This window comes from Novosphingobium sp. SG751A (assembly GCF_013149295.1).
In the GTDB taxonomy this organism is placed as follows: Bacteria; Pseudomonadota; Alphaproteobacteria; order Sphingomonadales; family Sphingomonadaceae; genus Novosphingobium.
Window position 1 is genome coordinate 346,909 of record NZ_JABGCB010000003.1, and the last position, 20,615, is coordinate 367,523.

Below are 20,615 nucleotides of genomic sequence, written 5' to 3' on the forward strand. Positions count from 1 at the left end.
TTGGCGGGGCAAGGGGCGGATTTTGGATCGAATCATCGCACATAGGGTTGGCACGCAAGGCTGGTATGAACGCATGCCGCGCGCGTTGCCGATAGCCGGTTTTGTGCTCGCGATGCTGGCTACTCTGCTCTACGCCTATACCACCGAACGCACCGAAAATCGTCAGCGCCGACAACAGGCCCGCGCCGCAGCCAGTGTGGTGGGGGCCTCGCTGGGGCGGCGGGTCAATGCGCATACGGCCTATCTGCGCGCGACGGCGCTGTTGCTGGAAAAGCGCAATGATATGACGCAGGCCGCATTTATCGCGCTGTCGCAGGAATTGTCGGGTGACGATGAATATCGCGGTTCCGAGGGTATCAGTTGGGCCGAGGCGATCACGCCGGGCCAGATCCCCGCCTTTGAGGCCGCGCGCCGCGCGGAGGGGATGACGAATTTCACCGTCCATCCCGCCCCCGCGCCGGGCGCGCGGGTTTTGATGCCGGTCACCTATCTGGGCGATCCCACGCCGCGTCGTCGCCTGTCCTATGGCTATGACATGTATTCCGAAATCCAGCGCCGCACCGCCATCGACCGGGCCGAGCATGAAAAGCGGCCCATCGCCACCGGCCCGATCCGGCTGGAAATGGACCGGGGGCGGCCTGCATGGCCCGGTTTTCTGATCTATATGCCGCTGTTTGATAAAGGGACGGGGCGGATACGCGGCGTTCTGGGCGCGCCTTTCAATGCTCAGGTCTTTTTGCAATCGGTGATCGAACTGGAGCCGGTGAATGATTTTGCCGTGTCGCTCTATGATGGTGCGGTGCGGCCCGATCGCCTGTTGGCGCAGGTGGGGCCGGCGAGGGGCGGGGACGGGGCCAAGGATGGGCAGGTGCAGATGCCGGTGATGGTGGCGCATCGCCCGATGGTGCTGGTGGTCAGCCCGCCTGCGGCGCCCGGCCTGTCCAAGGTGGCGATCATCACGCTGGCGCTGGGGTCGGTGGTGGCCGGGCTGCTGGCGGGGATGGCATGGCTGGTCGCGCGGCAGGCTTCTGAGGATCGCGCCTCTTTGGCATGGCTGCGCGAACAGGCCTCGATCCGCGGTGTTTTGAGCCGCGAGTTGAACCACCGGGTCAAGAACACGCTGGCCAATGTGCTCTCGATCATCGCCCTGACTCGGCGGCGGAATCGTGATCCGTCATCGCCTGCGCTCAATGAATTTGCCGACGCGCTGGAAGGGCGCATCAGGGCGCTTTCGGCAACGCATGATCTGCTGATCGCCAGCAATTGGGGCACTACCCCCTTGCGCGGCGTGATCGAGGCGGAACTGGCGCCCTATGCGCGGGGGGATACGGTGATGCTCGAAGGGCCGGACGTTGAACTGGCACCCAATGATGCGCTCTCGTTGGGGCTGGCGATGCATGAATTGGCCACCAATGCCAGCAAATATGGCGCGCTATCGGTGGAAGGGGCGTGTGTCTGTATTCGCTGGGCGCTCTATGGCGCAGACCGGGTTCGGGTCAATTGGGAGGAGTGCGGCGGCCCGCCGGTGCCGCAGCAGCGCCAGCGCGGCTTTGGCACCGAATTGATCGAGCGCATTCTGGCCCATGAGCTGGGCGAGCGGTTCGAACTGGTCTTTGCCCGCGAGGGGGTGCGCTGCGAGATGCTGCTGCCCTTGCGTTCGCCCGCCATGTTCAAGATGCGGGCGAAACGTGGGGAAGGCGCCGATCAGCTCTGACGGAAGAACAGCGCCTGCGCCATGGCCGCCTGTACGGCATCCTCGCGAAAGGGTTTGGTGATCAGCCAGGTCGGCTCCGGCCCGTTGCCGGTCAGCAGTCTTTCGGGAAAGGCGGTGATGAAGATCACCGGCACATCGGCCACGGCCAGCAGATCGGCCACGGCATCCAGCCCGGATGATCCGTCGGCCAGTTGAATGTCGGCCAGCACCAGTCCCGGCACGCCCTGCGCCACCAGTTTCTGCGCCTGTGTGCGCGTGGCGGCTGTGCCGAAAATACTGTGGCCCATGCTGGTGACCAGCGTTTCAAGCTGCATCGCGATCAGCGGTTCATCCTCGATCACCAGCACGCTGGTCGCGCTGTCGCGAGCGATGTCGGCCACCGCACCGCGCGCGAGATCGGCGGTTTCCTCGGGCGTCAGGCCAAGAATTTGCGCAGCCTGCGATGGGGTGAAATCCTCGATCGTGGTCAGCAACAGCGCCTGACGGGCCAGTGGGGCGATCCGGCCCAGCCGCAGATCGGCGGGTGCGCGTGCAGGGGAAAGCGCGGGGGCGTCCTGGGTGATGAACAGATCGGAAAAGGCGCGATAGAGCGGCAGGCGTCCCCCACCCAGCCGCGCGCGCAAGTCGGGCTCGGCCAGCGCGCTTTCCAGCAGGCGGCGCACCAGACCATCGCCCGTCTGCTGATCCCCGGTCAGCGCGCGCGCATAGCGCCGGAGAAAGGGCAAATGCGATGCGATTTCAGTTCCCAAAGGCATATTGACCCTCAACCAGCGGCAGGTGCCCGTCTTTTCCAATACATAGAGCGGATTGGACAGCCTTGCATCCTAGCAATTGCGATCATTTGCGCCATGGCGAAAATAATTTTCAAAAAGGCGGGAACCAAATTTTGCGACGTGAGTTTTCCCTTTGTCACCGTTGCAGACCCCCCTCCCGTCCTAGCGCGGCGGTGGCGCGATCCCGTGAAGGCCCTTGCTCCCCCCAGAGCAAGGGCCTTCTAATTTCTGCCGGGTCACAGGTCCTTTTGATAGATCTGATATTCCTTGTTCACCGTCGAATGGATTTCGCGAGCAATGGAATTCATCCCCTGATTATCGTCCAGAATCCAGCCGATTTCGCCCCGGCTGGCGCCGTAATTGGCCACCGAATTGCGGCGGATATATTCGATCATCATAAAGGCCAACTGGCTGGCCATACGGCTCGATTGCAGCCGTTTGCGCACGCCCATCAAAGGCACGCGCATCGTGCGGACGCGCGGGCGCCAGATCCACAGCAACAGGCGGATCCAGCCCAGCGGCGAGGGCTTGGGCCCGATCTTTTTCAGGATCTCGTTCATATCGGGCAGGGTCATCATGAAGGCGACCGGTTCGCCGTCATATTCGGCAATCTGCACCAGATCGGATTTTACCAGCGGCTTCAGCTTCTTGCCCGTATAGGCCACTTCGCTGTCGGTGATCGGAACAAAGCCCCAATTGTCGCTCCACGCATCGTTGAGGATGTCGAGGATGATGGCGGCTTCCTTGTCGAATTCCTTCAGATTGACGCCGCGAATGTTGATACGCGGGTTCTTCTCGCCCGATTTGACGATGCGCTGGATCAGCGGCGGGAACTCCTGCGTGATGTCCAGCTCATAGGTGTTGAGCATCTTGGCGGGCGTATAACCGGCGGCTTCGATCCAGGGCTGGAACTTGGCGTTCTGGTGGCCCATCATGACTGTTGGCGGATGGTCATGGCCCTTGACCAGCAGGCCCGGCTCTTCCCAAACCGACAGGTTCATCGGCGCCAGCACCCGGTGCATGCCCTTCACCCGCAGCCAGTCCTCGGCGCTGGCGATCAGGATATTGGCGATTTCCTGCGTCTCGGCCTCCAGCGCGCCCCAATTGCCGGTACCCGGGCCCATGCCTTGTTCAACCGGCTGGCTGGTGGCCTGATGGTCGATGATCGCGGCGATGCGGCCCACGATCCGCCCGCCGCGCCGCGCCAGCAGCAATTGGCAATCGGCATGTTCATGGAACGGATTGCCGCCTGCAGTAACCTTCTCGATTTCCTCCATCCGCAATTGCGGCACGAAATTGGGATCGCCTGCATTGGCCACATAGACGTAATCCACCCATTGCGCGCGCTCGGCCTTGGTGTTGGCGGGCGTGATGGTGATGGCGGTCATCTGGCGGTTCTCCCTTGATCTGCGGTGCGATGTGTAGCGGGGCGTGCTGGGAATAAAAGAAAAATGCGAGGGCGGTCAGGCCCTCGCATCATCAACTTTGTATCAGGCCAAGGCTTGGAGCCGGTGTTTCAGGCCTCGGTGTCCATGCCCACCGCTTCGGCGGCATGGGCCAGAATCTGTTCCTCGGTGGGGGCTTCGGCCTGCGCGGCCAGTTTCTTGGCATTGGCGATGGCGCGGCGGCGGGGATGGTCGCTGGCGATGCCGCCCGACAAGTCCTTCACCCAAGGATATTTCTTCGCCACTTCCTCGGTATAGCCAAGGTTGAACACGGTGGGGCTGCGGCCCGGGCGATCCTTCTTTTCGTAATAGGTGCCCAGCACGTGATCCCAGAAATAATTGGTGATCCCGAAATTGCCGTCCTCGTCCACATAGTGGTGTTCGTTGTGGCGCTGCTTCATGTGCTGCACCCATTTCCACTTCGGTTTGAAGGCCAGATGCTGGATGCAATGCATGAATTCATAATAGCAGGTGGTCAGGATGCCGATCGAGAAGGCGAGCGCCGCCCCGCCGATACGATGTCCGTCCTCGGCAATCAGCGCGCCGACCGGGGCCGTGGCGATGAAGATCGTGGGCACGGTGGTGTGCAGCGCGCCGAACAGAACCTCCAGATGGTTGGGGTCCTGATGGTGGTCATAGTGGATGCGCTTCCACGTGCTGGCCAGCAGCTTGAACTTATAGGGCCACTGACCATGCAGAATATATTGGTGCAGCAGATGCCAGACCAGCGGATAGACCGCCGTTGCCGCCGCCACGATGGCAATTGCGCGCCACAGGCCGGTGGGGTTCCACCCAAACACGGCAAAGCCCGCCACGGCCAGCGCCAGATAGGCGATAATCGTGTAATGCTGGAAATAGGCGAACACCAGGTCGCGCAAATTCATGCGGTCGAGATAGTGCGAACGCTTCCAGAAGGGCAGCTTGGCTTCGTCCAATGCGGCGTTGTTGATGGCCACGTGATCGGTTCCTCGAAAGTCTTGGCGCATATTTAAAGGTCGGAGGCGGGCGGGGCAAGGGCCTCTGCCTTTATGGGAAGCAGGGCGCGCTCGTCTCTTGCGCGCCCTAGACCATGCAATTGGGGCATAAACGGGGCAAGGCGGGGGGTGGGGCGTTTTATGCCAACGCCTTTGACCGGCCTATTCCTCGGTGCGCACCAGCACGGTTTCGCCCACCAGCAGGAACAGGATGAACGGCGCCCATGCCGCCACCAGCGGCGGATAACCGCCAAAATTGCCGACTGCGAGGCTGAGATTGTCGACCACGAAATAGGTAAAGCCCAGCGCCATGCCCAGAATCGCGCGGATGAACAATTGCCCCGAACGTGCCAGCCCAAAGGCCGCCACCGAACCAAGCAGCGGCATCAGCAGCGCCGACAAAGGCCCCGAAATCTTGTGCCACCATTTGCTTTCCAGATCCGAAGTCCGCCGCCCGCCCGCGCGCAGCGCCTGGATGGTCCGGTGCAACTGGAACAGGTTCATGCGGTCGGCGTCGGCCTGAGTGATGTCGATCTGGGCCGGGGTGATGCCCTTGGCCACCACCATCGGGCCGGGGCGGGTCAGCACCGCGCTGGCAACATCGAAGCTTTCGGGCTTGTCCAGCCGCCAGCCCGGCGCGGCATAGGTGGCCAGCGGCGCGATCACGCGGCGGGTGATCAATCCCTGAGGGTCGCGTTCATACCATGTCACCCCGTGCAGGCGGATCGCCTTGCCGCTGCCGTTCATCGTATCGGCGCCAAGGATGTTGTGCCCATCGGCCAGATAGAGATTGGTGCGTTCAGCCGGCTCGTCGGGAATTTCGCCAAATTGCACATTCTGCCACGCTTTGAGATCGGCGGTGGCGCGGGTGACGACCATCTCGTTGAACATAAAGCTGACGCCCGAGACGACCAGCGCGGTGGCCAGCATCGGGGCGAGAATCTGATGCGCGGACAGGCCCGCCGCGCGCATCGCGATCACCTCGCTGTTCTGGTTGAGCGGAAAGAAGGTGAAAAGTGTGGCCAGCAGCACCGAATAAGGCAGGAAGCGCGCCACCAACTGGGGGCTGCGCAGCGTGACATAATGCCAGATCTGCGCTTGGCCATTGCCGGGATGGGCCAGAATATTGCCGCTTTCCGAGAGCAGGTCCAGCACTTGCAGCACCAGCACCAGCATCACCAGCACGCCCAGAATGCGCGTGATGAACAGGCGCGACAAATAGAGTGTGAGCGTGCGCGAGGGGAACAGGTCCATCATGCGTCGGCCTCGCTCTTGCGGGTGCCTTTTTGCGCCGCGGTGCGGTCCAGCAGGCGCGTGATCGCCTTGCCCAGCGTGGCGGCAAAGCGTTCGAGTGCGCCGATCGGCTGCCCCCCCGGCACATAGGCCAGCGTGTAATACATCCACGCAATCATTCCGGCAAAGACCGTAAAGGGCACCCACAGCGCCAGCGCCGGATCGATCCGGCCCAGTTCGGCCACCGATTGTCCATATTCATTGACCTTGTGATAGGCCACGACCATCACAATCGAGACAAACACCCCCAGCGAGGAGGATGAACGCTTGGGAGGCACCGCCAGCGCCACGGCCAGCAAGGGCAGCATCAGGATCATCACCACCTCGACCAGACGATAGTTGAGGCTGGCCTTGACCACGGTCTTGTCATGCTCGCTGCTGCCCTTGTCCCAGCCGATTTTCAGCAATTCGGGCAGCACATATTCGCGCTCGCGCCCGCCGCGCTTGCGGAATTTTTCCAATGCAGGCAGGTCGATAGGCAGGTCATGCGTGCTGAAGCTGAGCACGCGGGGGGTCAATCCCTTGGGGCTCTGCACGATCTGGCCATCGGTCAGGCGCAGGATCACCGTATCGAGATTCTCCTGAAGCGCGAGGAAGCGGCCCCGGCGCGCGCTGATCGAGAGAACCTCGCCATTAGCCTCGGTGACGCGCGCGAAAATGCCGACCAGTTCATGGCCATCTTCGCGGCTCTGCTCGATGCGCAGGCTCATTCGGTCCTTCAGCGTGTTGAATTCGCCCACCTTGATCGAGGCGCCCAGCGCCCCGGTGCGCAGTTCGAAATCGAGCTGTTCATAATAATAGCGCGCCATCGGCTGGACATAGCCGACGATGACCAGATTGATCGCAGCCATCAGCAGCGCCATCAGAAACGGCACGCGCAGCAGGCGCGTATAGGACAGCCCGACCGCGCGCATCACGTCCAATTCGCTCGACATGGCCAATTTGCGGAACGCGAGCAAAACCCCCAGCATCAGGCCCAGCGGAATCGCCAGGCTGGCATATTCGGGCATCAGATTGGCCAGCATCTTGAACACCACGCTGACCGGTCCGCCTTCGGTGGAGACGAATTCGAACAGGCGCAGCATCTTGTCGACCATCAGCAGCGAGGCCGCGATGACAAACACCGCCAGCATCGGCATCAGCACCAGCCGGAAGATATAGCGGTCGGCCGCCGTAAAGAATTTCATGCGCGCCCCGCAGCGGCGGTCTGGCGACAGAGGGGCGGGCGGGATTTCACGCGATGGGGGCTCTCTTCACACAGCGGGCCGGGCGCGCCAATGCAAAGGCGCACCGCAACCCGAGTTTTGCGGTTCAGTTAAGCGGGGGAGCGGCCCGGCGCAAGGGGGCGCGAGGTCGCCTGTCGCAAATCGGCTGCGAGGTGTGGCCTTAGGCCTTTTCCAACGTGCATTGCAGCGGGTGCTGGTTCTGCCTTGCGCAATCCATCACCTGATTCACCTTCGTTTCGGCGATTTCATAGGGAAAAATGCCGCAGACGCCCACGCCGCGCTGATGCACATGCAGCATCACACGGGTGGCCTGTTCCAGATCCATGTTGAAGAAACGCTTGAGCACCATGACGACGAATTCCATCGGCGTATAATCGTCATTCAGCATCAAAACTTTGAACTGGCTGGGCTTTTTGGGCCGCGCGCGGGTGCGCGTGGCAAGGCCGATCTGTCCCTGACCGCCGCGATCATCATCCTCACCGGCAAAGATGGGGCGCGCATCGGCGGCATGATGGGGATGCGCGGCATCCAAGCATGGGGCCGCCAAGCCACATGTGGCCGAGATAGGGGAACGGGAGAGAATCATCCGGCCCAAATACCGCGAATCAGGGGGGCAGGACAAGCGCTTCTATGCGCCAATCTGTCGCATATTAGGTCAAAACCATAACTGACGTTCACAAAGTTGGCGCATTATCGCGCGTCATGCAAACGGAAAGTCGGCCTGCGCAGATCGCAAAAAGCCCGGCAATCCGGTGAGAGGGCGGAAAAGCCGGGCTTTGCAGGCAAGGGCGGCGCAGGGCCGCCCCGCATTAATGGATCAGGCGGCAGCCTTGATCTTTTCGACCGCCAGCGTCACGCGGGTCGAGATCGGCTGAGCCGCTTCGTTGGCCAGCTTGACCAGCGCTTCGGAATGCTTCGAAGCGGCGGCGACGGCGTCGTCGAAGTGCTTCTTGGCCAGATCGTTCTGCAGCTTGAGGAAATCGGTCGGGCTCTTGGCAGCGGCCAGTTCCTTGACTTCAGCGGTCAGCGTTTCAAAGCCGGCGCGGCCTTCCGAAACATAGGCCGAGGTCAGTTCCTGAAGGCCGGCGGCCAGGATCTTGCTCGATTCAACCAGAGCTTCGACGTTGCCCTTGGCGAATTCGCTGTAATCGCCAAACACCGAATTGCCCTTTTCATAAGCAGCCTTGGCCTTTTCCTGGAAGTCGGAAAAAGCGGTCTGGAAGGGGGCGGCGAAATCGAAGCTGGGGAACGTGGACATGGCAAACTCCTTGGCGAAGATATTGGGCCAGCGCGGCGGCTGTGCGGCGGTTTCGGTCGGCTGCGGGGCTTGGGCGCTCACCTCCACGGTGGGAGCTTCAACCTCGGGAACAGAGGTGGGGGATACGGTTTCGGCCTTGGCTGCAACCTTGCGCGGGGCAGGCTTGCGGACGGGCTTGGCCACCGGTTCTTCGGCGACGATGGGCGCAACCGGCGCCTCGATCTTGGCCTCGGGCTCGGCAGCAGGTGTTTCTTCGAAGGGAGCTTCGACAGCGGTCGTTTGGGGAGCGGCCTCGACTGGTGCTTCCTCGGCAGCGGGTGCTTCTTCAACCGGCGCGGCTTCTTCGGCCACCGGCGTCACTTCGATCTCAGGCTCAACGGCTGCGGTTTCGATGGCAGGCGATGTCTCAACAGGGACCTCAACAGCGGTTTCCGGAGTGATGGACGGCGCGGCGGGCTTGGCAATGGGTGCGCGCGTGGTGCGAAAGGTAGCCTTGGTAGTGGGCTTCTTGCTCATTGGACCTGCTTCCCGTTCAACCGACTGTTGAATTGGTGCATAATCCCAGTGCGTCCGATATGATCGGGCCTGCCGAGATCCTCACCTTTGTTGCGATGCACAATGATGATTCGGAGCCTCGGAGTCAAGCGCTTTTTGTGCGTCGCAGCATATGATTACCCCGTATCGGAGACGATTTCGCCCAAGTTTGATGAAAATCAAACAAATAAGGCGTTTTCGTAATAGATTTGCGGCGCGAAAAGCTCATCAGGCTCGCGGGTAAAAATCCAGCATTTCGCACTTGCAGCATAGAAAGGGCTGGCAGCCCCTCCTATCGTGCCCTTACGTAATCGCCCGGCGCATCGGCCAGAACCTTGTCGCCACGCCCCCCCGGAACGCGCTTGCCCTTGGCTGCCACCTCTTCCGGCGCCCGCTCCTGCAACCAGCCCAGCCAGTGATTCCACCAGCTGCCCGGCGTTTCCTTCGCCTGTGCGACAAAGGCAGCCAGATTTTCAGCCTGCTCATCATTGGTCCAAAACTGATACTTCTTGGCCGCAGGCGGATTGACCACGCCCGCAATATGCCCCGACCCGGCCAGAACGAACACATGCGGGCTGTTCTTCAACTGCCCGCTCAGACGCCAAACGCTTTCGGGCGGCGCGATGTGATCCTCGCGCCCGGCCTGAATATAGGCGGGCGTGGTGATGCGCGACAGGTCGATGGGCGTGCCGCAACCGCTCAGCGCGTCGGGCTGAACCAGCAGATTGTCGCGGTATAGGTCGCGCAGATAGGATTGATGCCAGCCTGCGGGCAGATTTGTGCTGTCGCCATTCCAGAACAGCAGGTCGAAGGCCGAATAGTCCTCGCCCAGCAGGTAATTGCGCGTCACATAGCTCCAGATCAGATCCTGCGAACGCAGCAGGTTGAAGGTCGCGGCCAGATAGCGCCCGTCGATCACCCCGTTCTGCGCCAGCGCGCCGATCGCGGCCAGTTGCTGATCGTCGATAAAGGTCTTGAGCTCACCCGCCTTTTCAAAATCTACCTGCGCGGTAAAGAAAGTCGCGCTGGCCACTTTCTCGGCCTCGCCCCGCCGCGCCAGCACCGCCAGCGTGGCCGCCAGCGTCGTGCCCGCCACGCAATAGCCGATGGTGTGGACGCTGGGCACTTTGAGCCGTTCGCGCACCACGTCGATGGCCTCGATCTGGGCGCCGATATAATCGTCCCATGTCACCGCGCCCCAATCCATGTCGGGGTCCTGCGGATCGGCCGATTTCCAGCTCACCAGAAACACGGTGATCCCCTGATCCACCGCCCATTTGACGAAGCTCTTCTTCGCATTGAGATCGAGGATGTAGAACCGGTTGATCCAGGGCGGAAAAATCAGCAGCGGCGTGGCCATCACCTGTTCGGTGCTGGGCGAATATTGGATCAATTCGTAAAACGGGGTGCGATGCACGACCTTGCCGGGCGTGGCGGCAATATTCTCACCCACCTTGAAGGCGTCGCGGTTGGTATGGCTCAACTGCCCGCGCTTCACGTCCTCCAGCAGATGTTCGAGCCCTTTGACCAGACTTTCGCCGCGCGTCTCAATCGCCTTTTCCATCACCAGCGGATTGGTCAGCGCGAAATGGTCCGGGCTGAGCGCCTCGATCATCGTGCGCGTATAGAAGCGCAACTGCTCCTTGCGCGGTTCGTCCAGCCCTTCGACCGAATCGGCCATCGCCGTGATCTGTTCGGCCATCAACAGATAGGTCTGATGCACCAGCGCGAAATAGGGCGTTTCGCGCCATGCCGCATCGGCAAAGCGGCGGTCGCTGCGAGGCAGGGCGGCGGTCTGCGCCTCGCCCTTTCCGGCATGCAGCCCCCATTGCGCCAGCACGCCCTCCCACAGTTTCATCCCGTCGGAGAGCAGCTTTTGCTGGGTTTCGGGCCGCACCAGCGGGATCTGTCGGCCCCATTGCGCCAGCATCTCGTTCATCGCGGGCGATAGCGAGGCCAGGCCGTTCAATTCGGCCTTGAACAGATCGCCCGAAAGCAGGCCCGACATGGCCTTGCCCGCCTGCTGGGTCTGAAATTCCATCCATTTGGCCTGCATCCGCCCGGCCACATCGGCCCATTGCGCGGCATCCTCGCCATTGCCCAGCGGGGCCCCGCCGGCAGCTCCGGCATCGATTATCGCGCCGGCCTGTTCCAGCACATCGGGAAGCGCGATCTTGGGGTTAAGCCATTGATCCATCGTCTGACTGGCCACCTCGAACGGGAGCATCATCAAACTCGACAGCGGATCGAGGGAGGGGGCCTTGGTGGCGGCGCCTTCGATGCCATCGGTTGTGCTGCTCATGCGCTTGTTCTCCCGGTCGCCTCAATTCCGGCCCAGCATGATACGACTGTGCGCCTGCGGCAAGCATTTGATGCGCCAGCATGGCGTAAAATTGATGACGGTCTTTTCCTGATTTTGCGTCCGCGTCGGGGGGCCGTGCAAATTTTTTGCATCCCGCTCTCGCGTTTCGGGGCAAAAAGGCGCATGGGAGCGGCCTCCCCCGCCGTGGTGGCGCCGCTTGGGCGCCCGCACTTCGCCATGGTGGCGTATGTGTCGATGCGTGTTCGTGGGGAAAAATACAGGAAAGGTCCGATGTCCGAAGAATTCTACCGCATGAAGCGACTGCCGCCCTATGTCATCGCCGAAGTCAATGCGATGCGGGCCGCAGCACGAGCTAGCGGGCAGGACATCATCGACCTTGGCATGGGCAATCCCGATCTGCCCCCGCCGCCCCATGTGATCGAGAAACTGTGCGAAGTGGCGCAAAAGCCCAGCGCGCACGGCTATTCGGCCTCCAAGGGCATCCCCGGCATCCGCAAGGCGCAGGCCAATTATTATGGTCGCCGGTTCAACGTGGATCTCGATCCCGAAACCGAAGTCGTGATGACGATGGGCTCGAAGGAAGGCCTTGCCAGCCTGGCGACCGCGATTACGGCGCCCGGCGATGTGGTGCTGGCGCCCAACCCGTCCTATCCGATCCACACGTTCGGCTTCATCATCGCGGGCGCGACGATCCGTTCGGTGCCCACGACGCCGGATGAGCGTTATTGGGATTCGCTGGACCGCGCGATGAAATATTCGGTGCCGCGTCCCTCGGTGCTGATCGTCAATTATCCGTCCAACCCCACGGCCGAAACGGTCGATCTGGCGTTCTATGAGCGGCTGGTGGCCTGGGCCAAGGAAAACAAGGTGTGGATCCTGTCCGACCTTGCCTATTCCGAGCTGTATTTTGACGGCAATCCGACGCGCTCGATCCTCGAAGTGCCGGGCGCCAAGGATGTTGCGGTGGAATTCACCAGCATGTCCAAGACCTTCAGCATGGCCGGCTGGCGCGTAGGCTTCGCGGTTGGCAACAAGCAGTTGATCGCGGCGCTGACGCGGGTGAAGTCTTACCTCGACTATGGCGCGTTCACCCCGATTCAGGCGGCGGCCTGTGCAGCGCTCAACGGTCCGCAGGATATCGTTGAACAGAACCGGCTGCTGTATCAAAAGCGCCGCGATGTGATGGTGGAAAGCTTTGGCCGCGCCGGTTGGGATATTCCCAGCCCCAAGGCCAGCATGTTCGCATGGGCGCCCCTGCCGCCTGCGCTGGCCCATCTGGGCAGCCTTGAGTTTTCCAAGCAATTGCTGACTCATGCCGAAGTCGCCGTGGCGCCGGGCGTGGGCTATGGCGAGGATGGCGAAGGCTATGTCCGCATCGCCATGGTCGAAAACGAACAGCGCCTGCGTCAGGCCGCGCGTAACGTAAAGCGCTATCTGACCAGCATGGGGGTTAATGTTCCCTCGGGCAAAACAGGCTGAAATTTTTAAGATTTTGGAACTAATGTGACGCTCGGTGCAGAGATGCGCCGGGCGTTTTTGTTTAATGTTTTCTTTGCCATGCGCGCTTCAAATGCACCGCCTATGCCTAAATGGGCGTTAACTTTTTGGCATTACCAATGGCTCAGCTATTATGCCCACTGTTCCCGATGATGAATTGTTTTTCTGTTTGGGGGATACGCGGTGCGGTGTTTTCACTGGCTGGCCGGACGTTCGATTTTCGGGGACGTCGATCTGCGGATCTCTGGGTGGCGCATGCAGTCGGACGATATCAATTCGCCCGAAGCCATTCGTGCACTGACGCCTGACACTCCGATTCTGATTGATCATGAAACGGTAGACGCCGGTGTTTGGCGCTGGCTCAACGGCGCGCGCGGCGTGCGGTTGCGGCGCTGGGCGCTGGTGATCGGCATGAGCGACGGGCAGGAACGGGCGCGTCTGTTGCGGCGCGGATTTGGCGATACTTGCGATTTGGCGATCGGCCTGCCCGAACTGCATGCGCGTGCCTTGCGCATCACCCAACAGGCCGAGGCGCTGGTGCGCTGGCGCCAGCACGGGCCGCTGCGGCTCGATCTGATCGAGCGCGACGCCTTTGTCGGCGACAAGTCGGTGGGGCTGCATCCGCGCGAATTTGCCGTTTTGTGGCGGTTGATGGATTCGCCGGGCGAGGCGGTGGGCAAGCGCGAATTGCTGCGCGATGTGTGGAACCTGTCCTTTGTACCGGAAACCAACAGCGTGGCGGTTCATACGAGTCGTTTGCGTTCGAAACTGGCCGTTGCAGGCTTGCCGGGCTGGATTCAGACGGCGCCCGGGGGGGGGTATCAACTGGTTGGACGTGCTGAAATGGACTCACCAAATGACGAAAATATCCAAATAGGCGCATAAATAATGGTTTAAGCCAATTTGGATTTCAATAGCATTTAATATATCCAAATAGGAATTTCAAACAATTCTCACCTTGCCGATCGGGCCATTCCAGCCCATATAGGATCTGCCTTTCAGGCATCCTCTCCCAAACTTCCACGACCCGGCTTTGGCCGGGTCTTTTTTTGCCCGCTGGACGGGCGAATTATCCATTATGGTTATATGACGTAAAAACGCCCCGCAAACCCTTGGGCGCGAGGCGTTGAAAAGCGACCTTAGAGAACGCGCCTATGCCCCGACTTGGCGCATCCAGTCGGCCAGATTGTAATAGACGCCGACCCGCGCGATCAGCCCATCGCGAAAGCTGAAAAATGCGCCCGCAGGCAGGACGTAACTCTGCCCCTTTGCCTCTGGCAATCCTTCGTCCGTGGCCAGATATTGCCCATGCACGGTAAATTCCGCCGCCCCGCGCTCGCCCTGAACATCTGCCATCGGCACGATATCTTCCAGCCTTTCGCGATAGCAACGATCCATATGGATGAGGAACTGGCGAAAGGCCTCCTTGCCGACCTGCCGCGCGCCCTGATTGATGTCATGCGCGACATCAGGCGTCAGGCAATCCAGCATCGCTTCATTATCACCGGCATTGAAGGCGGCATAATAGCGCCCCAGCAGGGCCAGCGCTTCATTCTGGTTCATCTTAGGCCTTTGCGGTCACGATGCCCACCGCTGCGCGGGCGATTTCGGACAATTGCGTGTGATCGGCCTCCGCGATCCCCGCCTTCATGCGCGGGTCCCAGAAGTCGATGATATGCTGGGCCGTTTCCCGGATCGCCGCCTCCTGTCCTTGCGCGGCAAGGTTGGCGGCGATCTGGTTGGCCATTTTGATCAGATGATCTGTGGTGTTCATTCGGCTGCCTCGATCCTGCGCGCCTGCTGGGCCTGCGCCTCATAGTCACGCTGCCATGCGGTCGGCCCGTTCGAAGGCATGACCTGCACCGCCGTCACTTTATATTCCGGGCAATTGGTGGCCCAGTCTGAGTTCTCGGTGGTCACCACATTGGCCTGCGTGTCGGGATGGTGGAAGGTGGTGTAGACCACGCCCGGCGCCACCCGATCCGTCACCAGCGCGCGCAGGGTGGTTTCCCCCGCCCGGCTGGCCAGTTTCACCCAATCGCCGCTGGACAGCCCACGATTTTCCGCGTCCGTCGGGTGGATTTCCAGCACATCCTCGGCATGCCACACGCTGTTGGCGGTGCGCCGCGTTTGCGCGCCCACATTATACTGCGAGAGGATTCGCCCCGTGGTCAGCAGCAGAGGATAGCGCGGCCCGGTGCGCTCGTCGGTGGGGATATATTCGGTCACCACGAACTTGCCGCGCCCGCGCACGAAGCCATCGACATGCATGATCGGGCTGCCATCGGGATGAGCCTCGTTGACCGGCCATTGCAGCGATCCTTCGGCATCTAGCCGTGCATGGGAAACCCCGGTGAACGAAGGTGTCAGGCGGGCGATCTCATCCATGATCTGGCCCGCATCGCTGTAATCCCAGTCCAGATCCATCGCGCGGGCCAGCAATTGCGTGACCTGCCAGTCTTCATAACCGTTCGCCGGGTCCATCACGCGGCGCACCATCTGGATGCGTCGCTCGGCATTGGTGAAGGTGCCGGTCTTTTCCAGAAACGTGCTGCCCGGCAGGAAGACATGGGCGTAATTAGCCGTCTCGTTGAGGAAGAGGTCATGCACGATCACGCAATCCATCGCCGCCAGACCCGCCGCGACATGATGCGTGTTGGGGTCGGACTGCAAAATATCCTCGCCCTGAATATAGATCGCGCGGAACGAGCCATCGACCGCCGCATCCAGCATATTGGGAATGCGCAGACCCGGTTCAGCATCGAGCGTCACGCCCCAATCCGCCTCGAACAAAGCGCGCGTGGCGGCATCGGAAATATGGCGATAGCCGGTCAATTCATGCGGGAACGAACCCATATCGCAGGCGCCCTGCACATTGTTCTGCCCGCGCAACGGGTTCACCCCCACGCCGCGCCGCCCGATGTTGCCCGTCGCCATCGCCAGATTGGCAATCGCCATCACGGTGGAGGAGCCTTGGCTGTGCTCGGTCACGCCGAGGCCATAATAAATGGCGCCGTTTGGTCTGTTTCTCTGGGCTGACGCCCAACCGGGTCCCCCCGTGGCGAACAGCCGCGCCGCCGCACGCAACTCGCCCGCCGGAACCCGCGTTACCGGCTCCAGCGTCTCGGGGCTATGGTGCGGATCGGAAACAAACCGCGCCCAATCCTGATACTCATCCCAATCGCAACGCTCGCGTATGAAGGCCTCATCGGCCAGCCCCTCGGTCACGATGACATGGGCAATCGCGCTCAACACCGCGACATTGGTACCCGGTTGCAGCGCCAGATGATGCGCGGCCTCGATATGGGGGCTGCGCACCATGTCGATCCGGCGCGGGTCGATGACGATCAGCTTGGCGCCCTCACGCAGCCGCTTCTTCATGCGCGAGGCGAAAACCGGATGCCCATCGGTGGGGTTTGCGCCGATCAGCAGGATGACATCACTGTCCTCCACACTGTCAAAATCCTGCGTCCCCGCGCTTGTGCCAAAGGTCGTCTTCAACCCATAGCCGGTGGGCGAATGGCACACGCGTGCGCAAGTATCGACATTGTTCGAGCCAAACCCGCCGCGCACCAGTTTCTGGACAAGGAAGGCTTCCTCATTGGTGCAGCGGCTCGATGTGATCCCGCCCAGCGCGCGCGCGCCATGTGTCGCCTTGATCGCCTTCAAACGCGCGGCGGTAAAGCTGATCGCCTCGTCCCACGACACCTCGCGCCATGGCTGGGTGATCGCCTCGCGGATCATCGGCTTGGTGATGCGGTCGGCATGGTTGGCATAGCCCCAGGCAAAGCGGCCCTTCACGCAGCTATGCCCCCGGTTGGCCTTGCCATCCTTCCACGGCACCATGCGGACGAGTTGATCGCCGCGCATTTCCGCGCGGAAGGTGCAGCCCACGCCGCAATAGGCGCAGGTGGTGACCACGGCGCGCTCCGGCTTGCCGATCTCCGCCACCGATTTTTCATTCAGCGCCGCCGTCGGGCAGGCCTGAACGCAGGCCCCGCAGGAGACGCATTCGCTGGAGAGGAAATCGTCGCCCTTGGCCCCCGCCGAAACGCCCGAATCAAACCCGCGCCCTTCGATGGTCAGCGCAAAGGTGCCCTGCACCTCCTCGCAGGCCCGGACACAGCGCGAGCAGACGATGCATTTGCTGGCGTCAAACGCGAAATAGGGGTTGGACAGATCGGGCGCCTGACCCAGATGGTTCTCGCCCGCATAGCCATAGCGTACATCGCGCAGGCCGACTTGGGCGGCGGTGTCCTGCAACTCGCAATCATTGTTCGCGCTGCATGTCAGGCAGTCGAGCGGGTGGTCGGAGATGTAAAGCTCCATGACCCCGCGCCGGATCTTTTCCAGACGCGGCGTCTGGGTTTTCACCACCATGCCCGCCGCGACCGGTGTGGTGCAGGAAGCGGGCAGGCCGCGCGCACCCTCGATTTCCACCAGACACATACGGCAGGAACCGAAAGCCTCGACATTGTCGGTGGCGCAGAGTTTGGGGATCGAACCGCCAATTTCCGCCGCCGCGCGCATTACGCTGGTGCCCGTGGGCACGGTAACGGCGCGGCCGTCGATGGTCAGGGTTACCGGAGCGCCATCACGCGCCGGGGTGCCGAAATCAGGCTGAATTTCATAGGCCATGGATTGCCTCCTCGCATTGGGCGAGATCGTCGGGGGAATTGATATTGGCGGGCGGGCGGGGCAGCGTAACGCCCCTTGCGCCGGTCGTCTCGACCAGCGCGCGCAGCGAATGTTTGCCTTGGCCGCGCAAAATGGCCTCAACCGCATCGGCGGCGCCGGCGGGCCACAGGCCGATCACGGGCTGGCTCTCGACAAAGGAGGGCGAGGGGAACATCCGCCCCAACAGCCGATCATCCAGCCCCACCGCATCGACCGCCACACACAGCACATCGGTAAACCCATTATCGCGCGCATGGCGCAGCGCCGCGGCCAGCCCTCCCAGCGGCCCCATCCCCGGCGCGGGCCAGTCGGGGATGCAGGGGGCGGGGGCTTCCTCGCGGCCCACCACCACCACCGCGCTGCATTGGCGCGCCAGCAAGGCGACGGCGTGGGCGATCAGCGTTTGCCCATCGAGGACGGCCAGCGCCTTATCGCTGCCAAAGCGGGTGGAGCGGCCACCGGCAAGGACTGCGCCCAGGATCATTGGAAATCCTCCGGCCAATGGCGCAAGGCCGACAACACCGGATAGGGTGTGAACCCGCCCAGCGCGCAGAGCGAGCCGAATTTCATCGTCTCGCAAAGCTCCTCCAGCAGGGCGATGTCCTGATCGGCGGTGCGCGCCAGTTTGGGCGCGTTATGCATTTGCGGCAGCGCGCCCACCGGGTCGAGCACCTTCGCGCCCGCACGAATCCGGTCGAGCAATTCGACCCCGCGCGTGCTGCCAATCCGGCATGGCGTGCATTTGCCGCAGCTTTCCACCGCGCAGAACTCCATGGCAAAGCGCGCCAATCGGCCCATGTCCGCGCCATCGTCCAGAACCACTACGCCGCCATGGCCGATCAGCGCATCGGCGCGGGCATAGGCTTCATAATCAAACGGCAGATCGAATTGTGCGGGCGGGATATAGGCGCCCAAAGGCCCGCCCACCTGCACCGCTTTTACCGGACGCCCCGAGGCCGTGCCGCCGCCGATGGTATAGACCAGATCGTGGAGCGAAATGCCAAAGGCCGTCTCGTACAGCCCGCCGTGCTTGATATTGCCCGCCAGCTGGATCGGCTTGGTGCCAAGGCTGCGGTCAACGCCCAGCGCGGCATATTCCGCCGCCCCGCCTTCGAACAGGATATGCGGGATGGCGGCTATGGTCAGCACATTGTTGACCACGGTGGGGCAGCCGAACAGGCCCTCAAGCGCTGGCAGCGGCGGCTTTGCGCGCACCACGCCGCGCTTGCCCTCGATGGAGTTGAGGAGCGAAGTTTCCTCACCGCAGACATAGGCGCCCGCGCCTTCGCGGACTTCCATATGGAGCGGGGCGATGATGCCCTGCGCCAGCTCTATCGCCGCGCGCAGCTTGGCAATCGCATGGGGATATTCGCTGCGGGTGTAGATATAGGCGGCCTGAGCGCCCACGGCATGGGCGCAGATCGCCAGACCTTCGATAAGCTGGAAGGGGTCGCCCTCCATCAGCATCCGGTCGGCAAAGGTGCCGGAATCGCCCTCATCGGCGTTGCAGACGACATATTTGCGCGAGGCCGGCGCCTTGGCCACGGTGTTCCACTTGATCCCCGCCGGAAAGCCTGCCCCGCCGCGACCGCGCAGGCCGGATTGGGTGACCTCGGCAATCACCGCCTCGCCGGACATGGCTTGGGCGCGCCGCAGGCCCGCCCAGCCGCCGGTGGCTGCGTAATCCTCAAGGCTGAGGGGCCGGGTTTTGCCAGCGCGGGCAAAGGTCAGGCGTTGCTGGGGTTTGATGAAAGGATGTTCGGTAATCGGGCCGATGCTTAGCGCGCTGGTCCCATCAAGGATCGCAGGCACATCATCGACCGTGGCCGGACCATAGCCGATGCCATCGACCTCGACCAAGGGTTCGAGCCAATGCATACCCCAGCTCGACACGCGTTCGACCACGCAACCCGCCGCTGCAAAGGCCGAGGCCAGCCCGTCAGCCCCCAGCGCCAGCGCGAGCGAATCATCGGAAATGCGGACGATCATCATGCCGCCTCCACCAGCTTGACCAGTGAGGCCGCGTTCAGCCGCGCATGGAGCGCGTCCCCGATCCTTGCCGCCGGACCGACGCTGCACAGGCCAAGGCAATAAACGGGCGAGATCCGCACCCGGTTCCCTGCGGCGGCCTCTGCGGCCTCGACCAGTGCCTCAACCCCGCGTGCCTGACAGGCTTCGGCCCGGCAGAGCTGCACGCAGGGGCGCGTGTCGGCCTCCTCGGTGAAATCGTGATAGAAACTTACCACCCCATGCACCTCGGCACGGGATAGGTTAAGCGCCTGCGCGATGACCTGCTGCATGTCGGGCGACACACAGCCAAAGGCCCGCTGCACGTCATGCAGGATGGGCAGGAGTGGACCTTCGCTCTGCCCATGGCGGGCGAGGATCTCTTGCAGGCGCTCGTTGGTCATTATGCCTTATCCAGGTCTACAAAGGCGCAGATCTTGTTGCCATCAAGGTCGCGCAAATAGGCGCCATACAGGTTTCTGCCCGGCATCGGGCGCGGCCCGGGCGCGCCTTCGCAGGTGCCGCCATTGGCCAGACCCGCCGCGTGCCATGCCTCGACCATGTCGGCGCTGGTCGCGGCAAAGCCGATGGTGCCGCCGTTGGCATAGCTGACCGGCTCTCCATTGGCGGGCAGGGTAAAGCCAAAGGCTCCGCCATTATGCTGATAGAAGGCGCCCTTGCCGGTGTCGAAACCGGGGGGGCCGCCCAGCGCGCCAAACAGCGCGTCATAAAGAACCTTGGTCTTTGCCGGATCGCTGCAACCGACCATGATATGGGTAAACATCATTCTTTCTCCCGGTTCAAAATACGACGACGGAGCGGATCGACTTGCCTTCGTGCATGAGGTCGAAGGCGGTGTTGATGTCTTCAAGGCCCATGACATGGGTGATCATG

18 protein-coding genes are annotated in these 20,615 nt (G+C 62.2%); 3 read left to right on the plus strand and 15 right to left on the minus strand.

Annotated features, from left to right (window positions below):
* The first annotated feature begins 22 nt into the window (after window positions 1-22).
* Complete coding sequence (locus FHW96_RS06055) at window positions 23-1,714, plus strand: CHASE domain-containing protein (protein WP_172339617.1); 1,692 nt, start codon at window positions 23-25, stop codon at window positions 1,712-1,714.
* Here FHW96_RS06055 and FHW96_RS06060 read toward each other — a convergent pair.
* The 8 genes from FHW96_RS06060 to FHW96_RS06095 all read right to left on the minus strand — a co-directional run bounded on the left by FHW96_RS06060 (window position 1,705) and on the right by FHW96_RS06095 (window position 11,519).
* Window positions 1,705-2,469, minus strand: coding sequence for a response regulator (locus FHW96_RS06060; protein ID WP_172339618.1), 765 nt, complete (start codon window positions 2,467-2,469; stop codon window positions 1,705-1,707). The two genes, FHW96_RS06055 and FHW96_RS06060, sit on opposite strands and share 10 nt — an antisense overlap.
* Before the next feature lie 254 nt (window positions 2,470-2,723).
* Window positions 2,724-3,875, minus strand: a complete 1,152-nt coding sequence (locus FHW96_RS06065) for an N-acetyltransferase (protein WP_172339619.1) — start codon at window positions 3,873-3,875, stop codon at window positions 2,724-2,726.
* 128 nt (window positions 3,876-4,003) lie between these two features.
* Complete coding sequence (locus FHW96_RS06070; RefSeq protein WP_253950776.1) at window positions 4,004-4,816, minus strand: sterol desaturase family protein; 813 nt, start codon at window positions 4,814-4,816, stop codon at window positions 4,004-4,006.
* Window positions 4,817-5,068: 252 nt separating this feature from the next.
* Window positions 5,069-6,163 carry an LPS export ABC transporter permease LptG gene (gene lptG / locus FHW96_RS06075; RefSeq protein WP_172339621.1) on the minus strand — a complete coding sequence of 365 codons (1,095 nt, stop codon included), beginning with the start codon at window positions 6,161-6,163 and terminating at the stop codon, window positions 5,069-5,071.
* On the minus strand, window positions 6,160-7,386 hold the full coding sequence (gene lptF, locus FHW96_RS06080) for an LPS export ABC transporter permease LptF (protein WP_172339622.1): 1,227 nt from the start codon (window positions 7,384-7,386) through the stop codon (window positions 6,160-6,162). Before lptF ends, lptG begins: the two co-directional genes overlap by 4 nt.
* 199 nt (window positions 7,387-7,585) lie before the next feature.
* Complete coding sequence (gene clpS / locus FHW96_RS06085) at window positions 7,586-7,915, minus strand: ATP-dependent Clp protease adapter ClpS (RefSeq protein WP_172339675.1); 330 nt, start codon at window positions 7,913-7,915, stop codon at window positions 7,586-7,588.
* Window positions 7,916-8,242: 327 nt separating this feature from the next.
* Window positions 8,243-9,199, minus strand: a complete 957-nt coding sequence (gene phaP / locus FHW96_RS06090; protein WP_172339623.1) for a phasin family protein — start codon at window positions 9,197-9,199, stop codon at window positions 8,243-8,245.
* Between the two features lie 310 nt (window positions 9,200-9,509).
* Window positions 9,510-11,519, minus strand: a complete 2,010-nt coding sequence (locus tag FHW96_RS06095; RefSeq protein WP_253950756.1) for an alpha/beta hydrolase — start codon at window positions 11,517-11,519, stop codon at window positions 9,510-9,512.
* A 291-nt stretch (window positions 11,520-11,810) separates the two neighbouring features.
* Here FHW96_RS06095 and FHW96_RS06100 point away from each other — a divergent pair, with 291 nt between their 5' ends.
* Together FHW96_RS06100 and FHW96_RS06105 are read left to right on the plus strand one after the other, a co-directional pair.
* Window positions 11,811-13,019, plus strand: a complete 1,209-nt coding sequence (locus FHW96_RS06100; protein WP_172339624.1) for an LL-diaminopimelate aminotransferase — start codon at window positions 11,811-11,813, stop codon at window positions 13,017-13,019.
* 273 nt (window positions 13,020-13,292) lie between these two features.
* Complete coding sequence (locus FHW96_RS06105) at window positions 13,293-13,922, plus strand: winged helix-turn-helix domain-containing protein (protein ID WP_172339625.1); 630 nt, start codon at window positions 13,293-13,295, stop codon at window positions 13,920-13,922.
* Window positions 13,923-14,189: 267 nt separating this feature from the next.
* Here FHW96_RS06105 and FHW96_RS06110 read toward each other — a convergent pair whose 3' ends face one another.
* From FHW96_RS06110 to FHW96_RS06140, 7 genes are read right to left on the minus strand one after another with little or no spacing between them, the layout of a single operon-like run.
* Entirely contained in the window at window positions 14,190-14,600 is a 411-nt protein-coding gene (locus FHW96_RS06110; RefSeq protein ID WP_172339626.1) for a ketosteroid isomerase-related protein, read from the minus strand.
* A 1-nt stretch (window position 14,601) separates the two neighbouring features.
* Window positions 14,602-14,811: a formate dehydrogenase subunit delta gene (locus FHW96_RS06115; protein WP_253950757.1), complete on the minus strand. Its 210-nt coding sequence runs from the start codon at window positions 14,809-14,811 to the stop codon at window positions 14,602-14,604.
* On the minus strand, window positions 14,808-17,675 hold the full coding sequence (gene fdhF, locus FHW96_RS06120) for a formate dehydrogenase subunit alpha (RefSeq protein ID WP_172339627.1): 2,868 nt from the start codon (window positions 17,673-17,675) through the stop codon (window positions 14,808-14,810). The genes FHW96_RS06115 and fdhF overlap by 4 nt, the downstream gene beginning before the upstream one ends.
* Window positions 17,665-18,198, minus strand: coding sequence for a molybdenum cofactor guanylyltransferase (locus FHW96_RS06125; protein ID WP_172339628.1), 534 nt, complete (start codon window positions 18,196-18,198; stop codon window positions 17,665-17,667). Before FHW96_RS06125 ends, fdhF begins: the two co-directional genes overlap by 11 nt.
* On the minus strand, window positions 18,195-19,706 hold the full coding sequence (locus FHW96_RS06130) for an NADH-ubiquinone oxidoreductase-F iron-sulfur binding region domain-containing protein (RefSeq protein WP_172339629.1): 1,512 nt from the start codon (window positions 19,704-19,706) through the stop codon (window positions 18,195-18,197). Before FHW96_RS06130 ends, FHW96_RS06125 begins: the two co-directional genes overlap by 4 nt.
* Window positions 19,703-20,125 carry an NAD(P)H-dependent oxidoreductase subunit E gene (locus FHW96_RS06135; RefSeq protein ID WP_172339630.1) on the minus strand — a complete coding sequence of 141 codons (423 nt, stop codon included), beginning with the start codon at window positions 20,123-20,125 and terminating at the stop codon, window positions 19,703-19,705. Before FHW96_RS06135 ends, FHW96_RS06130 begins: the two co-directional genes overlap by 4 nt.
* Entirely contained in the window at window positions 20,125-20,508 is a 384-nt protein-coding gene (locus tag FHW96_RS06140) for a VOC family protein (protein ID WP_371815642.1), read from the minus strand. The genes FHW96_RS06135 and FHW96_RS06140 overlap by 1 nt, the downstream gene beginning before the upstream one ends.
* Window positions 20,509-20,615 lie beyond the last annotated feature (107 nt).